Raw genomic sequence first — 18,213 nt, 5'->3', positions numbered from 1 at the left:
CAGGATCAAACTCTTCATTGTAAAATATTTTTATATATCCGTTAAGGATATGTCTTTGTCTCTGTCCAGGATCCCGTAATTATTTTAATTGACGGTTTATTCTTTTTTTCATCACACTATATTATAATGTGACACTTGTACTACATTCTGTTTGTTTATCTAAAATCTTTCAAAGAACTTAACTTTCGACTGGAAGCGAAAGTGGATACAAAGGTAAGTACTTTATCTCTAACCACCAAAACTTTTCTAAAGTTTTTTTAAAAAAAGTTTTCAGCAGATAAAGACCAAAAGGCTTTTTCTCGCTCCCTTGTTCTAAACAAGGTAAGATACTCAAGGCATTTCTGCGTCTGTACCGCATGTCCAGCATTTCAACTTAGTGACTTCCCCTCTCGAAAGCGGATGCAAAGGTACACACTTTTTCCATTTCTGCAATACCTATTGCTAACTTTTTTCAGAAAATTGCATGATAAAATATAACTAATTGTTAATCAGATATAAATTCAGGAAATCAGTTTGATAATATTATTATTAATCCTGACATGTGTATTAAGAATAGACATTATTAATTATAATATTCAAACACAAATGAAAAGACTTCACTATACAAATTTTGTACGAAATAAAACGACAGGTCATTTTAATTAAAACGACAGGTCGTTTAAGTTAAAATGACCTGTCGTTTTATTTCGAATGACAAATCATTTAAAATAGACGAATGAACATCATAAAATATTATCGTCATAATCATCCAGCCGATTATTCCACAAATATTTTTTAGTTTCCTTTACTATAACACCCGACAATAGTAGCAATGAAATAAGATTTGGAACAGCCATCAATGCATTTACTATATCCGCAAAACTCCACACCAAAGAAAGATTAATTACAGAACCTACATAAATCATTATAATCCAAACTATTCTGTATGCAAGCATTATCTTACGTCCTCCAAGATATTCAACCGCTTTCTGCGAATAATATGTCCATCCAAGAATTGTACTGAAAGCAAATGTCACAATACCAAACGAAAGAACCGGTGTTCCAATATATGGAATCTTAGCAAAAGCCATCTTCGTCAAAGCCGCATCACTTGTATGATCTATATCAGGATAAGCAAGAATACTGCTAACCAATACCAAACCCGTAAGAGCACAGATTACAACAGTATCCCAAAATGTTCCTGTAGAAGACACAAGAGCCTGCCTAACAGGATTACGTGTCTGGGCAGCGGCTGCAACAATAGGAGCAGAACCAAGACCTGATTCGTTGGAAAAAAGGCCACGGGCTATACCAAACCTGGCAGCCATCATTACAGTAGTACCTACAAAACCACTACCCGCCGCACGAGCTGAAAAAGCCGACTCGAATATCAGACTCAAGGCCTGACCAAGATAAGCATGATTAACTATAAGTATATAAATACATCCTAACACGTACATGACAGCCATAAAAGGCACTAATGCCATACACACCTTAGCAATACCTTTTACACCGAAAATCACGACCAAAGCGGTAAGTACACTCATACATATACCACTTAGATGTGGAGATATATTATACGATTCATTAAGTAACAGAGAAATAGAATTTGCCTGAACAGTGTTACCTATCCCGAAAGCCGCCAAAGCTGTGAAAATACAGAACAATATACCCAACCATTTCATACCAAGCCCATTTTCGAGTGCATACATTGGTCCGCCAATCATCTCACCACTCGAATTTTTAACCCTGTATTTCACGGCAAGAAGCCCTTCGGCATACTTCGTTGACATACCAAGTACACCTGTAATCCAACACCAGAACACAGCACCAGGACCACCAAGAGCAACAGCAGTAGCCACACCTATGATATTTCCAGTACCTATAGTGGCAGCCAGAGATGTAGCCAACGCACCGAACTGACTTACATCACCGGTTGCATTACCATCCTTCGATACAGACAGTTTTAATGCCTTGAACAAATACAACTGAGGAAACCTCAACCTTATGGTAAGGAAAAGATGTGTACCCAAAAGCATTATTATCATTGGCCATCCCCAAACCAACGAACTGAAATCATTAAAGAAACTTACTATTGCCGATAAATCCATTTTGTTATTATTTTGAGCGCAAAAATAACAAATAAATAGAAACACCGACATAAATAAGCAATAAAATCACAATATTATGATTTTACATATCATTAATTCACTCATACAATAGGACAAAGATTTCTTACTTGTTCCTCGAATTCCTCTCTGTTTTTTGCCTTATTTTTTACAGTAGTACGATAGTTGTAAATAGTCTGAGGGGAATAAAATAACAATGTAGCAATTCTTGAACTATCTTTTATGCCCAATCTTACAAGAGCGAAAATCCTAAGTTCTGTATTCAATATTTCTCCTTTTGGTGGAACTATTTCCTCTCCTTTCCTAAGAAGCATATTAAATTCGGAAACGAAATTCGGATAAAGTGTAAGGAAAGCCGTATCAAAATTCACAAAGAACTGTCGTGCATCGCTGTCGGACATTTTACTGCTATTGACCATTTTCAGCAAATCGTCAACCTGTTTGGCTTTGACTTTTCTCTTAACAAGATCCTGATATTTGTTCAGTTTGTCGATATATGCGGCACACAATTCTATAAACAGACTTACATATTCCTCACGGGTACGATTGGTTTTAAGAAGTTCGGAGTTCAAATCTTTTAGACGCACATTCATATCCGTTACCACCTTTCGCTGCTTTGCAAGCAATTTCAATTGTCTGAAAATAAAGAATAGCGAAACAAAAAGAAGAATACTCAGGAAACTTATGAAATAAATAGATCTGGTAAGTCTGTCGTTTCTATCAATCCATCTTTTCTGGTAAGTGTTTACTATAGGAGGAAACTTCTGGGCTATTTCAAGCATTCTTAACCTGTTATTATAGAACATGGCATCCTCCATCGAATAATTAATATACCTGTTTGCCCTCACAAGTTCAGAATCAGAATTCTGATAAAGATACATCGCGAGTTCCTGCATGGAAAGATTTTCTTTAAGCGGACAAGTTATATCCGAAATAGCTGACATAATAAGATATTTCTCGTATTCATCAAGATTACCTTGTCTTTTATGAGCAAAAGCGAGACCACATGTCACACAGGCATACATCCTGGTATCGACTTTAAGTCCAACCAATGCCTTCTCATAAAAATTCTGAGCTTCCAGCTGATTTCCCTTTCTTGCATTCAGCTCTCCGCTCCAATACATAAATTCTGTTGAAGAAGGATCCAGAACCATAAGCATGGAATCATTGTATAACATTTCCTTCTTTTTAAAATCTATGGCAAAAACATCATCTGCCGAATATTCACTCCACACGCTATACACCCACTCGTATGCAGAATAATAGTCAAACAACATTTCATTATCAATGTCATCGTGCTTTATTTCATCCAGAATATCAATCGCAATAGAAAAGTATCCGGTAGTTGCCAAAAGAAATGAACGGTTAATCTTACATCTGTTTATCTTATTGATATCCGAAGAGTCCAAAGCTACTTCTTCTGCAAGCGACAAATAAAAATAAGCTGAATCAGACCTATAAGTGAAATATTCGTTGAAAATATTATCGTAATAAGCAAACAAATCGGAGTTCTGAATATACAGTTTCTTAAGATTTCTAAGACTGTCAATACGGGCTTCTTTCTTCTGACAGTACTCATCTCTACGCAATAGCACAGCGTCAAGCTCATCATATAATTTCCTTACATCTTCGGATGCAAAAACAAACAGCACATTGAATATAGCAAGCAACAATAAAAGTGATTTCCTCATACTTCAGACTGATTATTTGAATCATTATACAAAAATACACAAATATTCCACATATCGAATATCTACTTTGTACTATATATACTAATTCTATAATTTTTTAAATATCAATAACTTATAATATGAAATTATCTACATCCAATCTACTTCACATCTACTTGTGAAATTATGGTGAAATAATCATCCATACATTTGCCACGTCGCAAGACAAACGAATGATTTGATACACATTGAAAACTCTAATCCTTAAATAAACCATCATGAAAAAGAAACTTTTATCAATCCTTACTGTCGCAGCTGCATTTCCTGCTATGACTATACAGGCAAATGTATCTGATTTAGGTATCTCGGAAAAAGATTCATTGTCTTCAAAAAAAGTAGAAGGCAGCGAAAGAAATGTAATGCTTAACGCCGCAGACGCCACAAAGCCTCGCGAAATACAAATAGGACTTCCAAGTGAAGACGTGAATGTTTACGAAAACGGACTTCCGGCAGTATATTCATCCGCTGTACACAGACTGCAATACCACTGGCGAAGTGATGCGAGTCTTGGTGAAGTAGGACTGATGACCCCATCGGAATCAGCCATCAAGACAGGAAATATTGCATACTCTGTAAACTCATTCAGTAAAATAGGCGACAAGAAGTTCAAAGGTATAGTAAACTACCGTTCAAACCACTTCGGACTTCAGCAGTTCGACATGAACGTTACTGGCGGTATAGGCGACAAATGGAGATACTCAGGAACTATGTATCAGACATTCGACCCGGGAACATTCAAGGTTAAATTTGATGAATATGCCGACCGCACACAGATTTATCGTGCCGGACTGACAAGACTCTTCAACGACAACAAAGGCAAAATCAGCCTTCTCTATAAATACGCATACAGCAGAAACCCACTGAACCAGCTTAATGCCGCTCCTTTTATATACGTGGGCGATGGCTCAATAAAAGAAATTCCTGGATTTGAACCAGGACTTGCCTCATACGGTCCTATAAGCGGTGAATTCGAATATATGGACATCATGGACGGTAAAATGAAAACATGCAACCTGAGAGACATGGCAGACAACCGTTCACACGAGGTAACATTACTCACCGACTATACTTTCGACAACGGTCTGAAATGGAACCTCGACTTCAAATATATGAATGCTCCTGAAGCAAACTATGTGGATTTCGGTGGAAGTACAATAAGTGAAATAACAGCTGCAGACGGATATACACTGTCCGACGGTACTCCATACAGCGGACTTATAGAAGGACGACGCACATGGCTTCATATAGGAAAAGTGAGAAACATACTTCTTACCACAGAACTTGAAAAAACATTAGGCAATCACATAATGAATCTCGGTCTGAATGAATGGTACTATCATCTGGACTATCATTCATCATCTATGCAATGGACAGGTACAGTGCAAGAATATCCGGAAATACTTACAGCTGCCGACGGCAGCCGCTTCCGCTGTTTTAACGAACTGAGTCCTGAATATACTAAAGGATATGAAAACAAACTCGCTTTGTATTTTACTGACGACTGGCAGATAAACCCAAAACTTAACCTGTTCTACGGTGGACGACTGGAATACTACAGAATGTCGGCCGACCAGATAGCGCATCCACGTTATTCAGGTTTCTACATTGGCGGCACAGCTCCTGACGGAACAGTAATAACTCCGGCAAACGTTACTAAGGACAAATTGAACTATGCGGCTACAGCAAGAATCACTTATAATATGCTGAAAGGTTTCGGTCTTACCGCCGATGGTACAATAGCTACAAGATTTCCAAGAATAAATGAATACGCAGGTACAGGTCCTACAGAAGAACAGTACAAAAGAGTAACTATTCCATTGGTCCGCGGAGGATTGTTCTACAAAAACAGTTGGATTGACCTGACGTCAATGGTAACTTATATCTCTAAATCAAACAACATAGACCAGCAGAACCTGACAAAACCAGGAACAAGCGAAGGAAAGACAGTACTCCTTATATATAATATACAGACACTGGGATGGACAACATCGGCTGAAATTGACCCATTCAAAGGATTCCATCTGCATGCGTTGTTCACATATCAGAAACCTGTTTACAAGAACTATAATGCAAGCGTGACATTCAGCGACGGTACCGAGATGAGTGTAAATGCCAACAATATGATTGTAAAGGAAATACCTCAGATACTTGTTGAACTTGATCCAAGCTATAACATAACAAAAGACTTGCGATTGTGGTTAAGTTTCCGTTACTTTGGAAAGACATACGCCAATCTGCAGGAGGCTCTTTACTTCAACGGCCGTTGGGAAACATTCGGAGGTATTAACTGGGCTGTCAACAAAAACTTTGATCTTGGAGTGACAGTAGTGAACTTCCTTAACCAGAAAGGAGCAAAAGGTACTATCAGCGGTTCTGAACTTATCACAAAAGACGAAGCTTCAAAATATGCCGGCAGTTATATGAGCGGTACATATCTTCGTCCTTTCACAGTTGAGTTCAGTGCAAGTATAAAATTTTAAATTCATAAACCATAAAATATTTCATCCATGAAAAAGTTAATAATCGCAAGCGCATTAGTATGTGCTGCATTTCAGGCAAATGCGGAAAATAAAGTATTCCGTATTTCAACAAATCAGACAGACCTTATTCTTCAGGTTGGAGATAACGGACGTCTGTATCAGACATATTTAGGTGAAAAACTTCTCCATGAAGAAGATATAAATAACTTCAAGTGGGATATTCACGCAGGCTCTGACGGAAGTGTAAGCCAGCGAGGATGGGAAGTTTACAGCGGTTCCGGAAATGAAGAATTCTTTGAACCGGCAATATCAATTACTCATAATGACGGAAAAACATCTACATATTTATATTATGTATCTTCATCTACTAAAGAAGTAGAAGGCGGAACACAGACAACCATCAATCTTCGTGATGATAAATATCCTGTAGATGTAACACTCAATTATGTGGCATATCCTGAAGAAAACGTAATCAAGACATGGAGCGAAATCAAGCATCAGGAAAAGAAACCTATCATTCTTTCCACTTACGCTTCAACAATGCTCTATTTCAACCGCACATCATACTATCTGACTGAGTTCAGCAGCGACTGGGCAAAAGAAGCACAAATGAGCAGCCAGCAGCTTCAGTTCGGTAAGAAAGTTATCGATACGAAACTTGGAAGCCGTGCAGCTATGCACACACATCCTTTCTTCGAAGTGGGACTTGACCAGCCTGTATCGGAAAACCAGGGTGATGTACTGATGGGAACTTTAGGATGGACAGGAAACTTCCGTTTCACTTTCGAAATTGATAATGTAGGTAACCTTCGTGTCATTCCTTCTATCAATCCATACGCATCGAATTATGAATTGTCAAAGAACGAAGTATTCACAACTCCTGAATTCATCTTCACACTGAGCAGCAACGGAACATCAGAAGGTAGCCGCAACCTCCATAACTGGGCAAGAAACTACAGCTTGAAAGACGGTAAAGGCAGCAGACTTTCACTTCTCAACAACTGGGAAAACACTGGTTTCGATTTCGACCAGGAAATACTCGCCGAACTTATGAAAGAGGCTAAACACCTTGGTGTGGATATGTTCCTCCTGGACGACGGATGGTTCGCAAACAAATATCCTCGTAAAGACGACAAAGCAGGACTTGGCGACTGGGAAGTGACACACAGCAAATTGCCTGGCGGTGTTCCCGCACTCGTAAACTCTGCAAAAGAAGCCGGAGTGAAATTCGGTATCTGGATTGAACCTGAAATGGTAAACCCCAAGAGTGAACTCTTCGAAAAACATCCTGACTGGGCCATCCACGATGAAAACAGAAAGATGTACTACTACCGTAACCAGCTTGTTCTCGACCTAAGTAATCCTGAAGTACAAGACTATGTTTACAGCGTAGTGGAAAACCTGATGAAGGAAAATCCTGAAATAGCATTCTTCAAATGGGACTGCAACAGCCCTATCACAAACATCTACTCTCCATATCTGAAGAACAAACAGGGTAACATGTATATAGACCACGTACGCGGCGTTTACAATGTAATGAAGAGAGTGAACGAAAACTATCCTAACGTTCCTATGATGCTTTGCTCGGGCGGTGGCGCACGTTGCGACTACGAAGCACTGAAATATTTCACTGAATTCTGGTGCAGCGACAATACAGACCCTATAGAACGTATATATATACAGTGGGGATTCTCACAGTTCTTCCCTGCAAAAGCAATGTGTGCACACGTAACAAGCTGGAACAAAAACACTTCAGTCAAGTTCCGTACAGACGTTGCTTCAATGTGCAAACTTGGTTTCGACATTGGACTGAAAGAACTTAGTGCTGACGAACTCCAGTACTGCCAGACAGCAGTGAGCAACTGGAAAAGACTTAATACGGCAATCATGGACGGTGACCAATATCGTCTGGTTTCACCATACAAGTCAAACCACATGGCAGTAAACTACGTAAGCAAAGACAAGAACAAAGCAGTATTGTTTGCATACGACATCAACCCACGCTACCAGGAAAAACTGATGAACGTGAAACTTCAGGGACTTGACGCAAACAAGATGTATAAAGTGGAAGAAATCAACCTTATGCCAGGAACAGAATCAACATTCAGCTCAAACGGCAAGGTTTATTCAGGCGATTATCTGATGAAAGTGGGACTCGAAGTATTCGGCTTCGCTCATACTCAGAGCCACGTAATTGAAATTACAGCGGAATAACACAAAAACTAAATACTAGACAAAATTTCTCATTAATTTTAATAGGCTGCCTCAAATATTTGGGACAGCCTATACTTATATATAAAAGTCTTAGAATTCAGCTTTATACTATATTAATAATCGGTTTCATTTGCCAGATTCCAGACATTAAGGAACGAAGCTTTAGTAATATCCACAACCTTTTCCCAATTAAGACGATCGGCATGATCCGAAGGCTGATGATAGTCAGGATGTCCGTCAGTATGATACCAGATGATAGGAATATCATGTACTGCGAAAGACGCATTATCACTACCTCCAACGGGACGATCCCATGGACGATAATCAGGCTCCAGACGGAGGCCATAGCGGGTTATATCATCTTTAAGCCACTGACCGAAGGACGGATGGGAAGCTGTGTAAAAATAAACCACATGATTAGGATAATCAGGTTTATTGTTACGTCCAATCATATCAAAATTCAAATATCCCTTGACATTATTGATAAAGTCACAATTCTGCACGAAATAGCGTGAACCAAGCAATCCTTTCTCTTCGCCATCCCAAAATGCAATAATAACATTGCGCATTGGTTTCTGACCGCTTGCCTTAAAGGCACGTGCTATCTGAAGGACAGCTGATACTCCTGAAGCATTATCATCTGCCCCATTATAAATTTGGTCATTGGCAAGAGTCTCATCCACCCCCAAATGGTCGAAATGTGCACCAACGATAACATATTCATTCGTTCTCTCTCCAGGAATGATACCTAATACATTAGCCATATCAAGTACACGATACGTTCCCTTCTTAAAAACATTTATCGAATCAGGATGTACTTGCCAACGAGCTCCTTTCTGTTGTCTTTCCTTCGCATAAGCTTCAAAAGGTTGAAAATAACTATCACCATAAAGAGGACTGATACCAGCCTCCTTAAGACTGGCAGCCAGATAGCGTGCCGCAATACGTGAATATATCGTTCCGGCTTCACGACCTTGCAATTCATCATCTGCCAGAAAACCTATTATAGCCTCAGCAGAAACACGGTTAATGCTGTTCAGACCTCTGTCAATAGCAGTCTGTGCATTGATGAAAGACGTTCCATTCTGAAAAACGCCACACATCATAAGAATAGAAATAAATATTTTTTTCATATATAAGGAGTTAAAAACAGAACTATTTCAACTTCAATTCAATTATACAGTCAATTTCCGGCTTCAAATTACCTGTATGCAAAACTATTCCTTCTTTAATTTTTTCATAAGAGACCTTTGTTCCGGTATTCATATTTACTGCACTAACGACTTTTTCCGTCATTGGCAATGTAACAAACTTAGGCACGTCATCAGTCAAAACATGTACATACAGTGTATTGCCTTTTCTTGTTGTAGTACCCCACTCTGCACTTACTACATTTCCACGTATAGTTCCATATACTGTTTCTCCATATTTAGATAACCATTCACCCATTCCTTTAAAACGTTCCAAAGCAGCAGCAGGAATTTCTCCGTTAGGCTGAGGTCCTACGTTCATCAAAAGGTTGGCTCCTTTACCGGCAGCCCTGACAAGAAGCCTGACAAGTTCTGATACCGACTTATAATTCTGATCCTGAATTTTATATCCCCACATACCGTTCATGGTCTGGCATGTTTCAAGAGGTAATTGCCCTATCTCTGATTCTGAAGATAAGCCTGCAGTATTTTCACCAGGAAGATCACGCTCGAACATCTGAAAATCCTCTCCTTCAATAGGTTTCTTATGATGATTATTTCCTATAAGACATGCAGGCTGGAGTTTATGTATAAGTGCATACTGCTCGTCAAGTCGCCAGTCGAAATCATCCGGCTGATCCCACATTCCGTCGAACCATATTGCACCGATAGGACCGTAATTAGTTAAAAGCTCTGTTAACTGATTGTTCATGAAATTATAATAATCATTCCAGTTTCCATGTTCTTTACGTCCTGTATTTCTACCGGTTCGTCCGTATGGATAATAATCTTCGCGAGTCCAGTCAAGATGTGAATAATATAAATGCAACTTTATTCCCTGTTTCTTACATTCTTCGGCAAGTTCTTTCACAACATCCCGTTTGAAAGGAGTGGCATCTACAATATTATAATCAGAATATTTTGTGTCGAACATTGAAAATCCGTCATGATGTCTGGTTGTAAAACATATATACTTGGCACCGGCATCCTTTATTGCTGAAACCCATTCTTTTGCATTAAAGCGTATAGGATAGAAACCTGAAGCTGCCTTTGCATATTCATGACAGTCAATACCTGCGTTAGTCATATACCATTCTCCCTGAGCGAACATACTGTAAATTCCCCAATGAATAAATACTCCAAACTTATTTTCACTAAACTCTTTACGAGCTTGCAGATTACTTTCGGAAGGTACATAAGATTTTTGTGAAAAAACAGGCATCGCCATGGCAATACTGTTTAAGGCTATAATAACACAGGTCCTTAGTTTTAAAGATTTCATAACTATTATGATTTAAAGGTTAATTACTACAATTTTATAATCATCAATATTAAAATGTTATCGTAACGACAAATATACAAATATATACAGAATATTCATTTCTAATTAGAATAAATCACCATAGAAATAAAATGGAATTTATTGCATTAAAAAATATGACGAAACGTATGGACATAAAAAAAGGAGTACCGCTGTACTCCAACCTTTGTTAACCTTAAAATCTAATACTATGAAAAACACAGTACAAAGGTACGGACTTTCCGGTAATCTGCAAGTATTTCAAACAAAAATCCATGCTTTATAACATAGTTTAATATATAAAGAAAATGCTCCATGTTTGTTAACAACACGGAGCATTTATGTTAATTGTTAAAATACAAATTTTACAATCCAAGTTTAGCCGATATATCAAGCATACGCTTTATTGGCTTGATAGCTTCTTTAGCTATCGCTTCGTCAACAACTACTTCAGGCCATTCATATTTTAATGTGTTATATAGTTTTTCCAGAGTATTCAGACGCATAAAGTTACATTCATTACAAGCACAGGTACTATCTTCCGGTGGTGCAGGAATGAAATTCTTTTCAGGACACTTGCGTCGCATTTCGAACAATATTCCACTTTCGGTAGCTACAATAAAATCTTTCTTTTCGCTGTTCATAGCATATTTAAGTAATCCTGCTGTAGAACCTATCTTATCAGCCAATTTAGCTACTGCTCCCTTACATTCAGGATGAACAAGCACATCGGCATCAGGATATTGCTTTTTAAGCTCTATAATCTTCTCTACAGAGAATTTTTCGTGTACATGGCATGCTCCGTCCCAAAGAAGCATATTTCTGCCAGTAACGGAATTAATATAGTTTCCAAGATTTTTGTCAGGACCGAAGATTATCGGCTGATCTGCAGGAAAACTTTCCACTATCTGTTTTGCATTTGTAGATGTAACCACAACATCTGTTACTGCTTTCACTGCCGCACTTGTGTTGACGTAAGAAATTACGGTGTGGTCAGGGTGCTGCTTAACGAACTCGGCAAACTTGTCTGTAGGACAGCTGTCGGCTAACGAACAGCCTGCGTTGAAATCCGGTATGAGAACTTTCTTGTCGGGACACAGTATCTTTGCGGTTTCTCCCATGAAATGGACACCGCACATTACTATTATCTCGGCATCTGTCTTTGCTGCCCATTGTGCAAGCGCAAGGCTGTCGCCAATGAAATCGGCAATTTCCTGTATTTCGTCCGCCTGGTAGAAATGCCCCAGTATTACGGCATTCTTTTCCTTGCGGAGCTTGTCTATCTCGGCTTTTAAGTCCAGTGTCTTATCTACGGGTTCATCCACATAACCCTTTTTCAACCATTCTTCTTTCATAACTATAAATATTTTATTTTTTCTTCTTTTTAAAAGAAATCCTATGATGCTATTAATAGGCTGTTGATTGTGTTGGCAAAAATAATACTGTATTTCTTGCTTATTAAGTTATTAATATAAGTGCTTACTGTATCAATAACGATTCAACAGCGTTAAATGCTGATAATTCAGTACTTAGTTGGTATATTAACATTTTGTTGATATTGTGCAAAGTTAAAAACTTTCTGTTTATCAACTATTCATTTCTTATTTAAATTGTGTTCAAATTGTTTATGAAACTTTCAAGTTAGTTTTTTGGATTGTTGGTTTCCAGCTTCTTATAAATGTTTGATTCATAAATGCAAGAAATAGTTTTAAAAATCTATTCTCATGTTTTCTACACCTTTTCAACAGATTTAAACAGGGTTATTAATATTGTTTTTATCTTTGCGGACAGTAATTGTAAATATATAGGTATGTCTGAATTGAGAAAGCTGAAAATAACTGAAATGAACCGACTTACGGTGGAAGAATTCAAGGAAGCAGACAAACTTCCTTTGGTTGTGGTACTTGATGAAGTGAGAAGTCTGCATAATATAGGAGCTGTATTCCGTACTTCGGATGCTTTCCTTGTCAACAGAATATATCTTTGTGGAATTACCGCTACTCCACCTAATGCAGAAATGCACAAGACTGCTCTTGGAGCAGAAAATACTGTTGACTGGAAATATTGTAAAAATACTCAAGACGCTATAAATGAGTTACATAATGCAGGTTATATTGTACTGTCTATAGAACAGTGTGAAGGAAGTACTATGCTTGGTGATTTGGTTCTTGAAAGAGACAAGAAATATGCCATAGTAATGGGTAACGAGGTAAAGGGAGTTAAACAGGAAGTTGTTGATATATGTGACGGATGTATTGAAATTCCACAGTATGGAACAAAACATTCACTCAACGTATCTGTTACTGCAGGAATTGTGTTATGGGAATTTGCCAATAAGCTTATGGAATTCAGAAATAGTTTATAGCTATAGCTGACCGTTTTCAACAAGTGTAATAATACGTTCCACCATCTTGTCCTCATCTTCCGGATTATACTCTTTTTTAAGACTTGCGCCAAACAATGCTGCGAACGTCTGGTAAAATCCGGCTTTGAAAGGACCCATAAAGGCTTTGACTAATTGATAGGATGATTGGTTACATTCACGGTTAACCAACTTTATCAACAATTTACCCTGCGAAAATGTCAATTTCTTCATTTTCGGTGTATATTGTTCTTTTAATCCTTTTTCAACAGCTTTGATATGTTTATCTTTAGCTTTTTCATCAGGGAGAGTCTCTAAATATTCGTATGTTTCTATTACTATATTTCTTATTTCCTTTGCTATAGGTAAGGTTTTCTTGACGTCTCTGACCAGTCTATAGTAATATTTTTCCTGTTTTTTGTTTTTAAACTTCATTTTAGGGTACACATATACATTCCTTAAAGTTATATATGGTATAGTGTCGCCTTTATAGACACAGACTTTAACCATATATCCTTTGTGTTGGTTGGTATCTTGTGCCTTCAATTCTGGAATTGTTAAAAAGCACAATGTTATTAGTATGTATATGCATCTTTTCATCGTCGCAAAATTATGAATAAAAACAATTATATGGTTGATAATTATATTATTTTTTATTGTTTATAACTTTATCAACATTATGTGGAAAAATAGATTATTTATTTATATTTCAATGAGTTGTATTTTTATAACTTGTTTATATTCACAATCTGATATTATAGAATGGCAGGAAATGTCGGTCGATGATGAAAACATTGCTTCGTTGTTTGAGCAATATGAAGAACTTGCTGAAATAGCTGAAAATCCTTTCAATTTTAACACTCTGACTAAAGAACAGTTGGAACAGTTGCCTTTTCTGTCGGACAGACTGATAGAAAATATACTTTACTATGTTTATAAGTACAGTCCGATAGTCAGTATGAGTGAACTACTTGGAGTGGAAGGAATGGACTGGCAGACAAGGAAGTTTCTTGAACATTTCATTTATATAGGACCTGTAAAGGAGAAAGATGAAAAATTCAGTTTCAAGCGTATGATGAAATATAACAGACAGGAATTAACAACACGTGTTGATATCCCGTTAAATCAGAAAGCAGGTTATGCGGATTATCCTGAGAATGTGCTTATTGACAGTCCAAATAAAAAATATTACGGTAGTTCATTATATAATAACATACGATATAGATTCGAATATAATAAACAGGTTTATTTCGGATTGACTGCGGAAAAAGATCCCGGTGAACCTTTTTTCAGACTATATAATAAAAAAGGTTATGATTTCTATTCTGCCTATCTTTTTTTACAGAATATAGGTCGGTTTAAATCCATAGCAATAGGTAATTATAAGGCATCGTTTGGTTATGGACTTGTTATGAATATGGGATTCAGTATGGGTAAATATTCTTCATCATCGTCGTTACGACGTACAGGTCAGGGTATATCCAAATATACTTCTACAGGTGAATATAATTATTTTCAAGGAATAGCTTCTACATATAGATTGTCGAAAAGATGGGACGCAACGTTTTTTTACTCATTCAGGAATATTGACGCACATGTTGAAAACCAGTTTATAAAGTCGTTGAAAACGGATGGGTACCACAGACTGTATAAAGATATTGAAAAGAAAAATACTATATATAATAATGTGATTGGCAGTAATTTAACATACAACGGAAAGTATGTTGAATATGGATTAACAGCTGTTTATAACTGTTTTGATAAAGTGTTGAATCCTGACTATAAAGAATATAACCGTTATTATCCACGAGGAAAAGACTTTTTTAACGCTGGCGCGTTCTATAAGTTTTTTCTGAAGAAATTTATGATTTCAGGTGAAACAGCCATTGACAAAGGTGGAGCAATCGCAACAATCAATTCTGTATGTTATTCACCGACGGTTGAAACAGACATAACGCTTATCAACAGGTATTACGACAAGAAATATCAAAGTATATATGCCAATTCATTTGGTGAAAATTCAAGGACTCAGAATGAAACTGGAGTTTATTTAGGTCTGGAAACCAGTGCTATACGGAATATAAAGCTATTATGTTATGTTGATTACTTCTACTTTCCGTGGAAAAGATACCGTGTGGATGTGGCAGGTACTTCCGGAATAGAAGGAGTATGCCAGTTAAGTTATTCACATAGTAATTCACTATCTATGTTGATAAAGTATAGTGTGAAAAACAAGGCTCAGAACTATTCCGCAGACGATGGAGAGAAGTATATTTTGCCGTATATTCGTCATAGGGCAAGGTATCAGGTAAATTATTCACTTAATGATAATAACTCTGTTAAATTTCTGGCTGATTATACCAATACTGGATATTGGGGACAGGGAACAACAAATGGTTATCTGGTTTCTGCTACTGCTAATTTAGGACATCAGTCATTTCCGGTAAAAGCATCTATAAATGGCGCATGGTTTTCAACTGATGACTATAATTCCCGTGTATATCTTTATGAACCAGGATTGCTTTATGCTTTCGCAATGTCCTCATTTTATGGAAAAGGAACAAGAGCATCTCTGAAATTACAGTATAATTATAAGAAATTTCTTATGTTTCAGGCTAAATTCGGATGGACACACTATACTGATAGGAATATCATCAGTTCAGGTACAGAGGAAATTCAGGGAAACAACAAGGCAGACATACAGTTTCTGTTAAGAATAAAATGGTAACAGCATGTTGATAACGTACTGATATTTTCTGTATTTTTGCATCTAACTAACAACCATACAACTAATGACAAAATAAAAACTTATGTCAACAATAATATATCCTTCTCCAATTTTCGGACCGGTACACAGCCGTCGTCTGGGAGTGTCGTTAGGAATAAACCTTCTGCCTGCAGACGGTAAGTTCTGTTCTTTCGACTGTATTTATTGTGAATGCGGTTACAATAAAGACCATCGTCCGAAAATGAAACTTCCAACGCGAGAAGAAGTAAAGACCGCGCTTGAAGCAAAGCTTATTGATATGAAAGCAAACGGACCTTTTCCTGATGTATTGACTTTTGCAGGAAACGGTGAGCCGACGGCTCATCCGCATTTTGCCGGAATAATAGACGATACTATAGAATTAAGAAACAAATATTTTCCTCAGGCAAAAGTGAGCGTGCTGAGTAATTCTACATTTATTCATAAACCTGATGTATTCGATGCTTTGAAGAAGGTTGACAATAATATTCTGAAGCTTGATACTGTTGATATCCGTTATATAAACACTGTTGATAAACCTGTTGGAAACTATGATTTGAATCGCATAATCGACTGTATGAAAGCGTTTAACGGTCAGTTGATAATCCAGACCATGTTTCTTAAGGGAACTACTGACGAAGGTGTGGATGTAGATAATACGCGTGATGATTATGTGCTTCCGTGGTTAGAAACAGTAAAGCAGATTGCTCCTCGTCAGGTAATGATTTATACCATCGACCGTGAGACTCCGGACACTCATCTTCTGAAAGCCACTCACGAGGAATTGGACAGAATATTGAGTCTGCTTGATAATGCAGGAATAAAAGCAAGTGCTTCGTATTGATAAGATAAGTAATTTGTGAATAATAATAGCTTTTTAAACGGTGTTTAAATACTATTCAATCACTGTTTAAAAAGCTATTATTATATGGTTATTCATCATTTCCTGTGGAAAATTTTTTACCCACGGGTTTATCAAATGTTTTTCCACAGTCGTTGCAAACATATTCCCAATGTTCTGTTCCCGGAGGAGCAGCCGCAAGCATAGCTATTACAGTTGAAATTATGGCACGCAGCTTGTGTTTCTTTCTTAATACGAATTTAATGTTTTTCGAATAGCAAAACGGGCAGTAAATAAGTCTTTCAGGAATCATCTGGTTCTCTTCGAGAATTGTCATAGCTCTCTCGTAGTCATCTTCATACACAAACAAATCAATACCTGTTATACTTACAGGCATTCCACGCAATACATTTGATGTGTTTTCATTGTGTATAGCTACAGCAATTCCTTCATTTTCAAGTGCGCCTTTTATCAGTCTTGCCTGGAAGGATTCATAGCATGTTATAAGTTTTACGGTTCTCATATGATAATCTTATTTTTTCCAGATATGTTCTATTTCGAGTATAATCATCTTATGGTAGTTACCGTGTCCGTTGCCATACCATTTGCCGTCAAGAGATTTGTCGATGAATTTTTCAGGTTTGATATCATCTTCATAAAGCTTTCTGCATTCCAGTGTAAGACGTGCCTGACTGAATGTGATATTTCCGTTTTCTGTTGAAATAGGAATGAGTCCTGTTTCTGCTATCTTGTCTGTGTCGCGTCCTGATTTAGAGCCGCAAATTTTATGTACTGCCTTGTTCTCTTCGCCCAGGAATGACAGAGTTAGAGTGTCACATTTTTCTATAAACTCGTATGTGTAGCGTTCGGGACGAATGAAAATAAATGCGACTGTTTTTCCCCATAACACCCCTGTACCGCCCCATGAGGCTGTCATGGTATTGAATTTCTCTTTTGTGCCTGCCGTTACCAGCATCCATTCTTTGCCGATGGCTTCAATCATATTGTCTGCCAACTGTGATACGTTTATTTCTTTCATTCTTTATATATTATATATGTGTTGACAAAAATACGGAAAAGCGTAAAGTAAAGAAACATGTTCGGGCGAAAATATCCGTATCGTTGGTTTAAAAATAAGTAAGTGATCTAAAATATTTTTATATTCAGCATAAATTATTAATATTGTCTCATGATATTTTAGAAATTGAATCATGAAACATATAAAAGTGCTTGAATTGAGTG

13 protein-coding genes are annotated in these 18,213 nt (G+C 37.3%); 5 read left to right on the top strand and 8 right to left on the bottom strand.

The window, feature by feature from the left end; genetic code table 11:
• Positions 1-722 precede the first annotated feature (722 nt).
• The gene (locus H6A27_RS12765) at positions 723-2,090 is read right to left on the bottom strand and encodes an alanine/glycine:cation symporter family protein (protein WP_204508939.1); all 1,368 of its coding nucleotides are present in this window, start codon (positions 2,088-2,090) and stop codon (positions 723-725) included.
• A 101-nt stretch (positions 2,091-2,191) separates the two neighbouring features.
• On the bottom strand, positions 2,192-3,799 hold the full coding sequence (locus tag H6A27_RS12760; protein WP_204508938.1) for a DUF6377 domain-containing protein: 1,608 nt from the start codon (positions 3,797-3,799) through the stop codon (positions 2,192-2,194).
• Between the two features lie 257 nt (positions 3,800-4,056).
• Here H6A27_RS12760 and H6A27_RS12755 point away from each other — a divergent pair, with 257 nt between their 5' ends.
• Positions 4,057-6,318, top strand: coding sequence for a TonB-dependent receptor (locus H6A27_RS12755; RefSeq protein WP_204508937.1), 2,262 nt, complete (start codon positions 4,057-4,059; stop codon positions 6,316-6,318).
• Between the two features lie 27 nt (positions 6,319-6,345).
• Entirely contained in the window at positions 6,346-8,532 is a 2,187-nt protein-coding gene (locus H6A27_RS12750; RefSeq protein WP_204508936.1) for an alpha-galactosidase, read from the top strand.
• Positions 8,533-8,645: 113 nt separating this feature from the next.
• Here H6A27_RS12750 and H6A27_RS12745 read toward each other — a convergent pair whose 3' ends face one another.
• The 3 genes from H6A27_RS12745 to nadA form a co-directional block, all read right to left on the bottom strand.
• Positions 8,646-9,635, bottom strand: coding sequence for a M28 family metallopeptidase (locus H6A27_RS12745; RefSeq protein WP_394800038.1), 990 nt, complete (start codon positions 9,633-9,635; stop codon positions 8,646-8,648).
• A 52-nt stretch (positions 9,636-9,687) separates the two neighbouring features.
• Entirely contained in the window at positions 9,688-11,004 is a 1,317-nt protein-coding gene (locus H6A27_RS12740; RefSeq protein ID WP_204508934.1) for an alpha-L-fucosidase, read from the bottom strand.
• A gap of 383 nt (positions 11,005-11,387) precedes the next feature.
• Positions 11,388-12,377 carry a quinolinate synthase NadA gene (gene nadA, locus H6A27_RS12735; protein ID WP_204508933.1) on the bottom strand — a complete coding sequence of 330 codons (990 nt, stop codon included), beginning with the start codon at positions 12,375-12,377 and terminating at the stop codon, positions 11,388-11,390.
• A gap of 464 nt (positions 12,378-12,841) precedes the next feature.
• On the opposite strand from nadA, the gene H6A27_RS12730 reads away from it, so the two are divergent.
• Positions 12,842-13,387, top strand: coding sequence for an RNA methyltransferase (locus H6A27_RS12730; RefSeq protein ID WP_204508940.1), 546 nt, complete (start codon positions 12,842-12,844; stop codon positions 13,385-13,387).
• Here the strand turns inward: H6A27_RS12730 and H6A27_RS12725 are convergent, their stop codons facing one another.
• Positions 13,388-13,894, bottom strand: coding sequence for a DUF4294 domain-containing protein (locus tag H6A27_RS12725; protein ID WP_204404916.1), 507 nt, complete (start codon positions 13,892-13,894; stop codon positions 13,388-13,390).
• A gap of 169 nt (positions 13,895-14,063) precedes the next feature.
• Here H6A27_RS12725 and H6A27_RS12720 point away from each other — a divergent pair, with 169 nt between their 5' ends.
• Together H6A27_RS12720 and H6A27_RS12715 are read left to right on the top strand one after the other, a co-directional pair.
• Positions 14,064-16,112: a helix-hairpin-helix domain-containing protein gene (locus tag H6A27_RS12720; RefSeq protein WP_204508932.1), complete on the top strand. Its 2,049-nt coding sequence runs from the start codon at positions 14,064-14,066 to the stop codon at positions 16,110-16,112.
• An 82-nt stretch (positions 16,113-16,194) separates the two neighbouring features.
• Entirely contained in the window at positions 16,195-16,974 is a 780-nt protein-coding gene (locus tag H6A27_RS12715) for a radical SAM protein (RefSeq protein WP_204404914.1), read from the top strand.
• Positions 16,975-17,062: 88 nt separating this feature from the next.
• On the opposite strand, the gene H6A27_RS12710 is transcribed toward H6A27_RS12715, so the two are convergent.
• Entirely contained in the window at positions 17,063-17,494 is a 432-nt protein-coding gene (locus H6A27_RS12710; RefSeq protein WP_204508931.1) for a putative signal transducing protein, read from the bottom strand.
• 9 nt (positions 17,495-17,503) lie between these two features.
• The gene (locus tag H6A27_RS12705; RefSeq protein WP_204508930.1) at positions 17,504-18,010 is read right to left on the bottom strand and encodes a flavin reductase family protein; all 507 of its coding nucleotides are present in this window, start codon (positions 18,008-18,010) and stop codon (positions 17,504-17,506) included.
• Positions 18,011-18,213 lie beyond the last annotated feature (203 nt).

Origin of the sequence: Bacteroides caecigallinarum (assembly GCF_016902295.1) — a bacterium.
GTDB lineage: Bacteria > Bacteroidota > Bacteroidia > Bacteroidales > Bacteroidaceae > Phocaeicola > Phocaeicola caecigallinarum_A.
The sequence above is the reverse complement of the archived record's forward strand: the minus strand, read 5'-3'. Positions and strand labels throughout refer to the sequence as shown.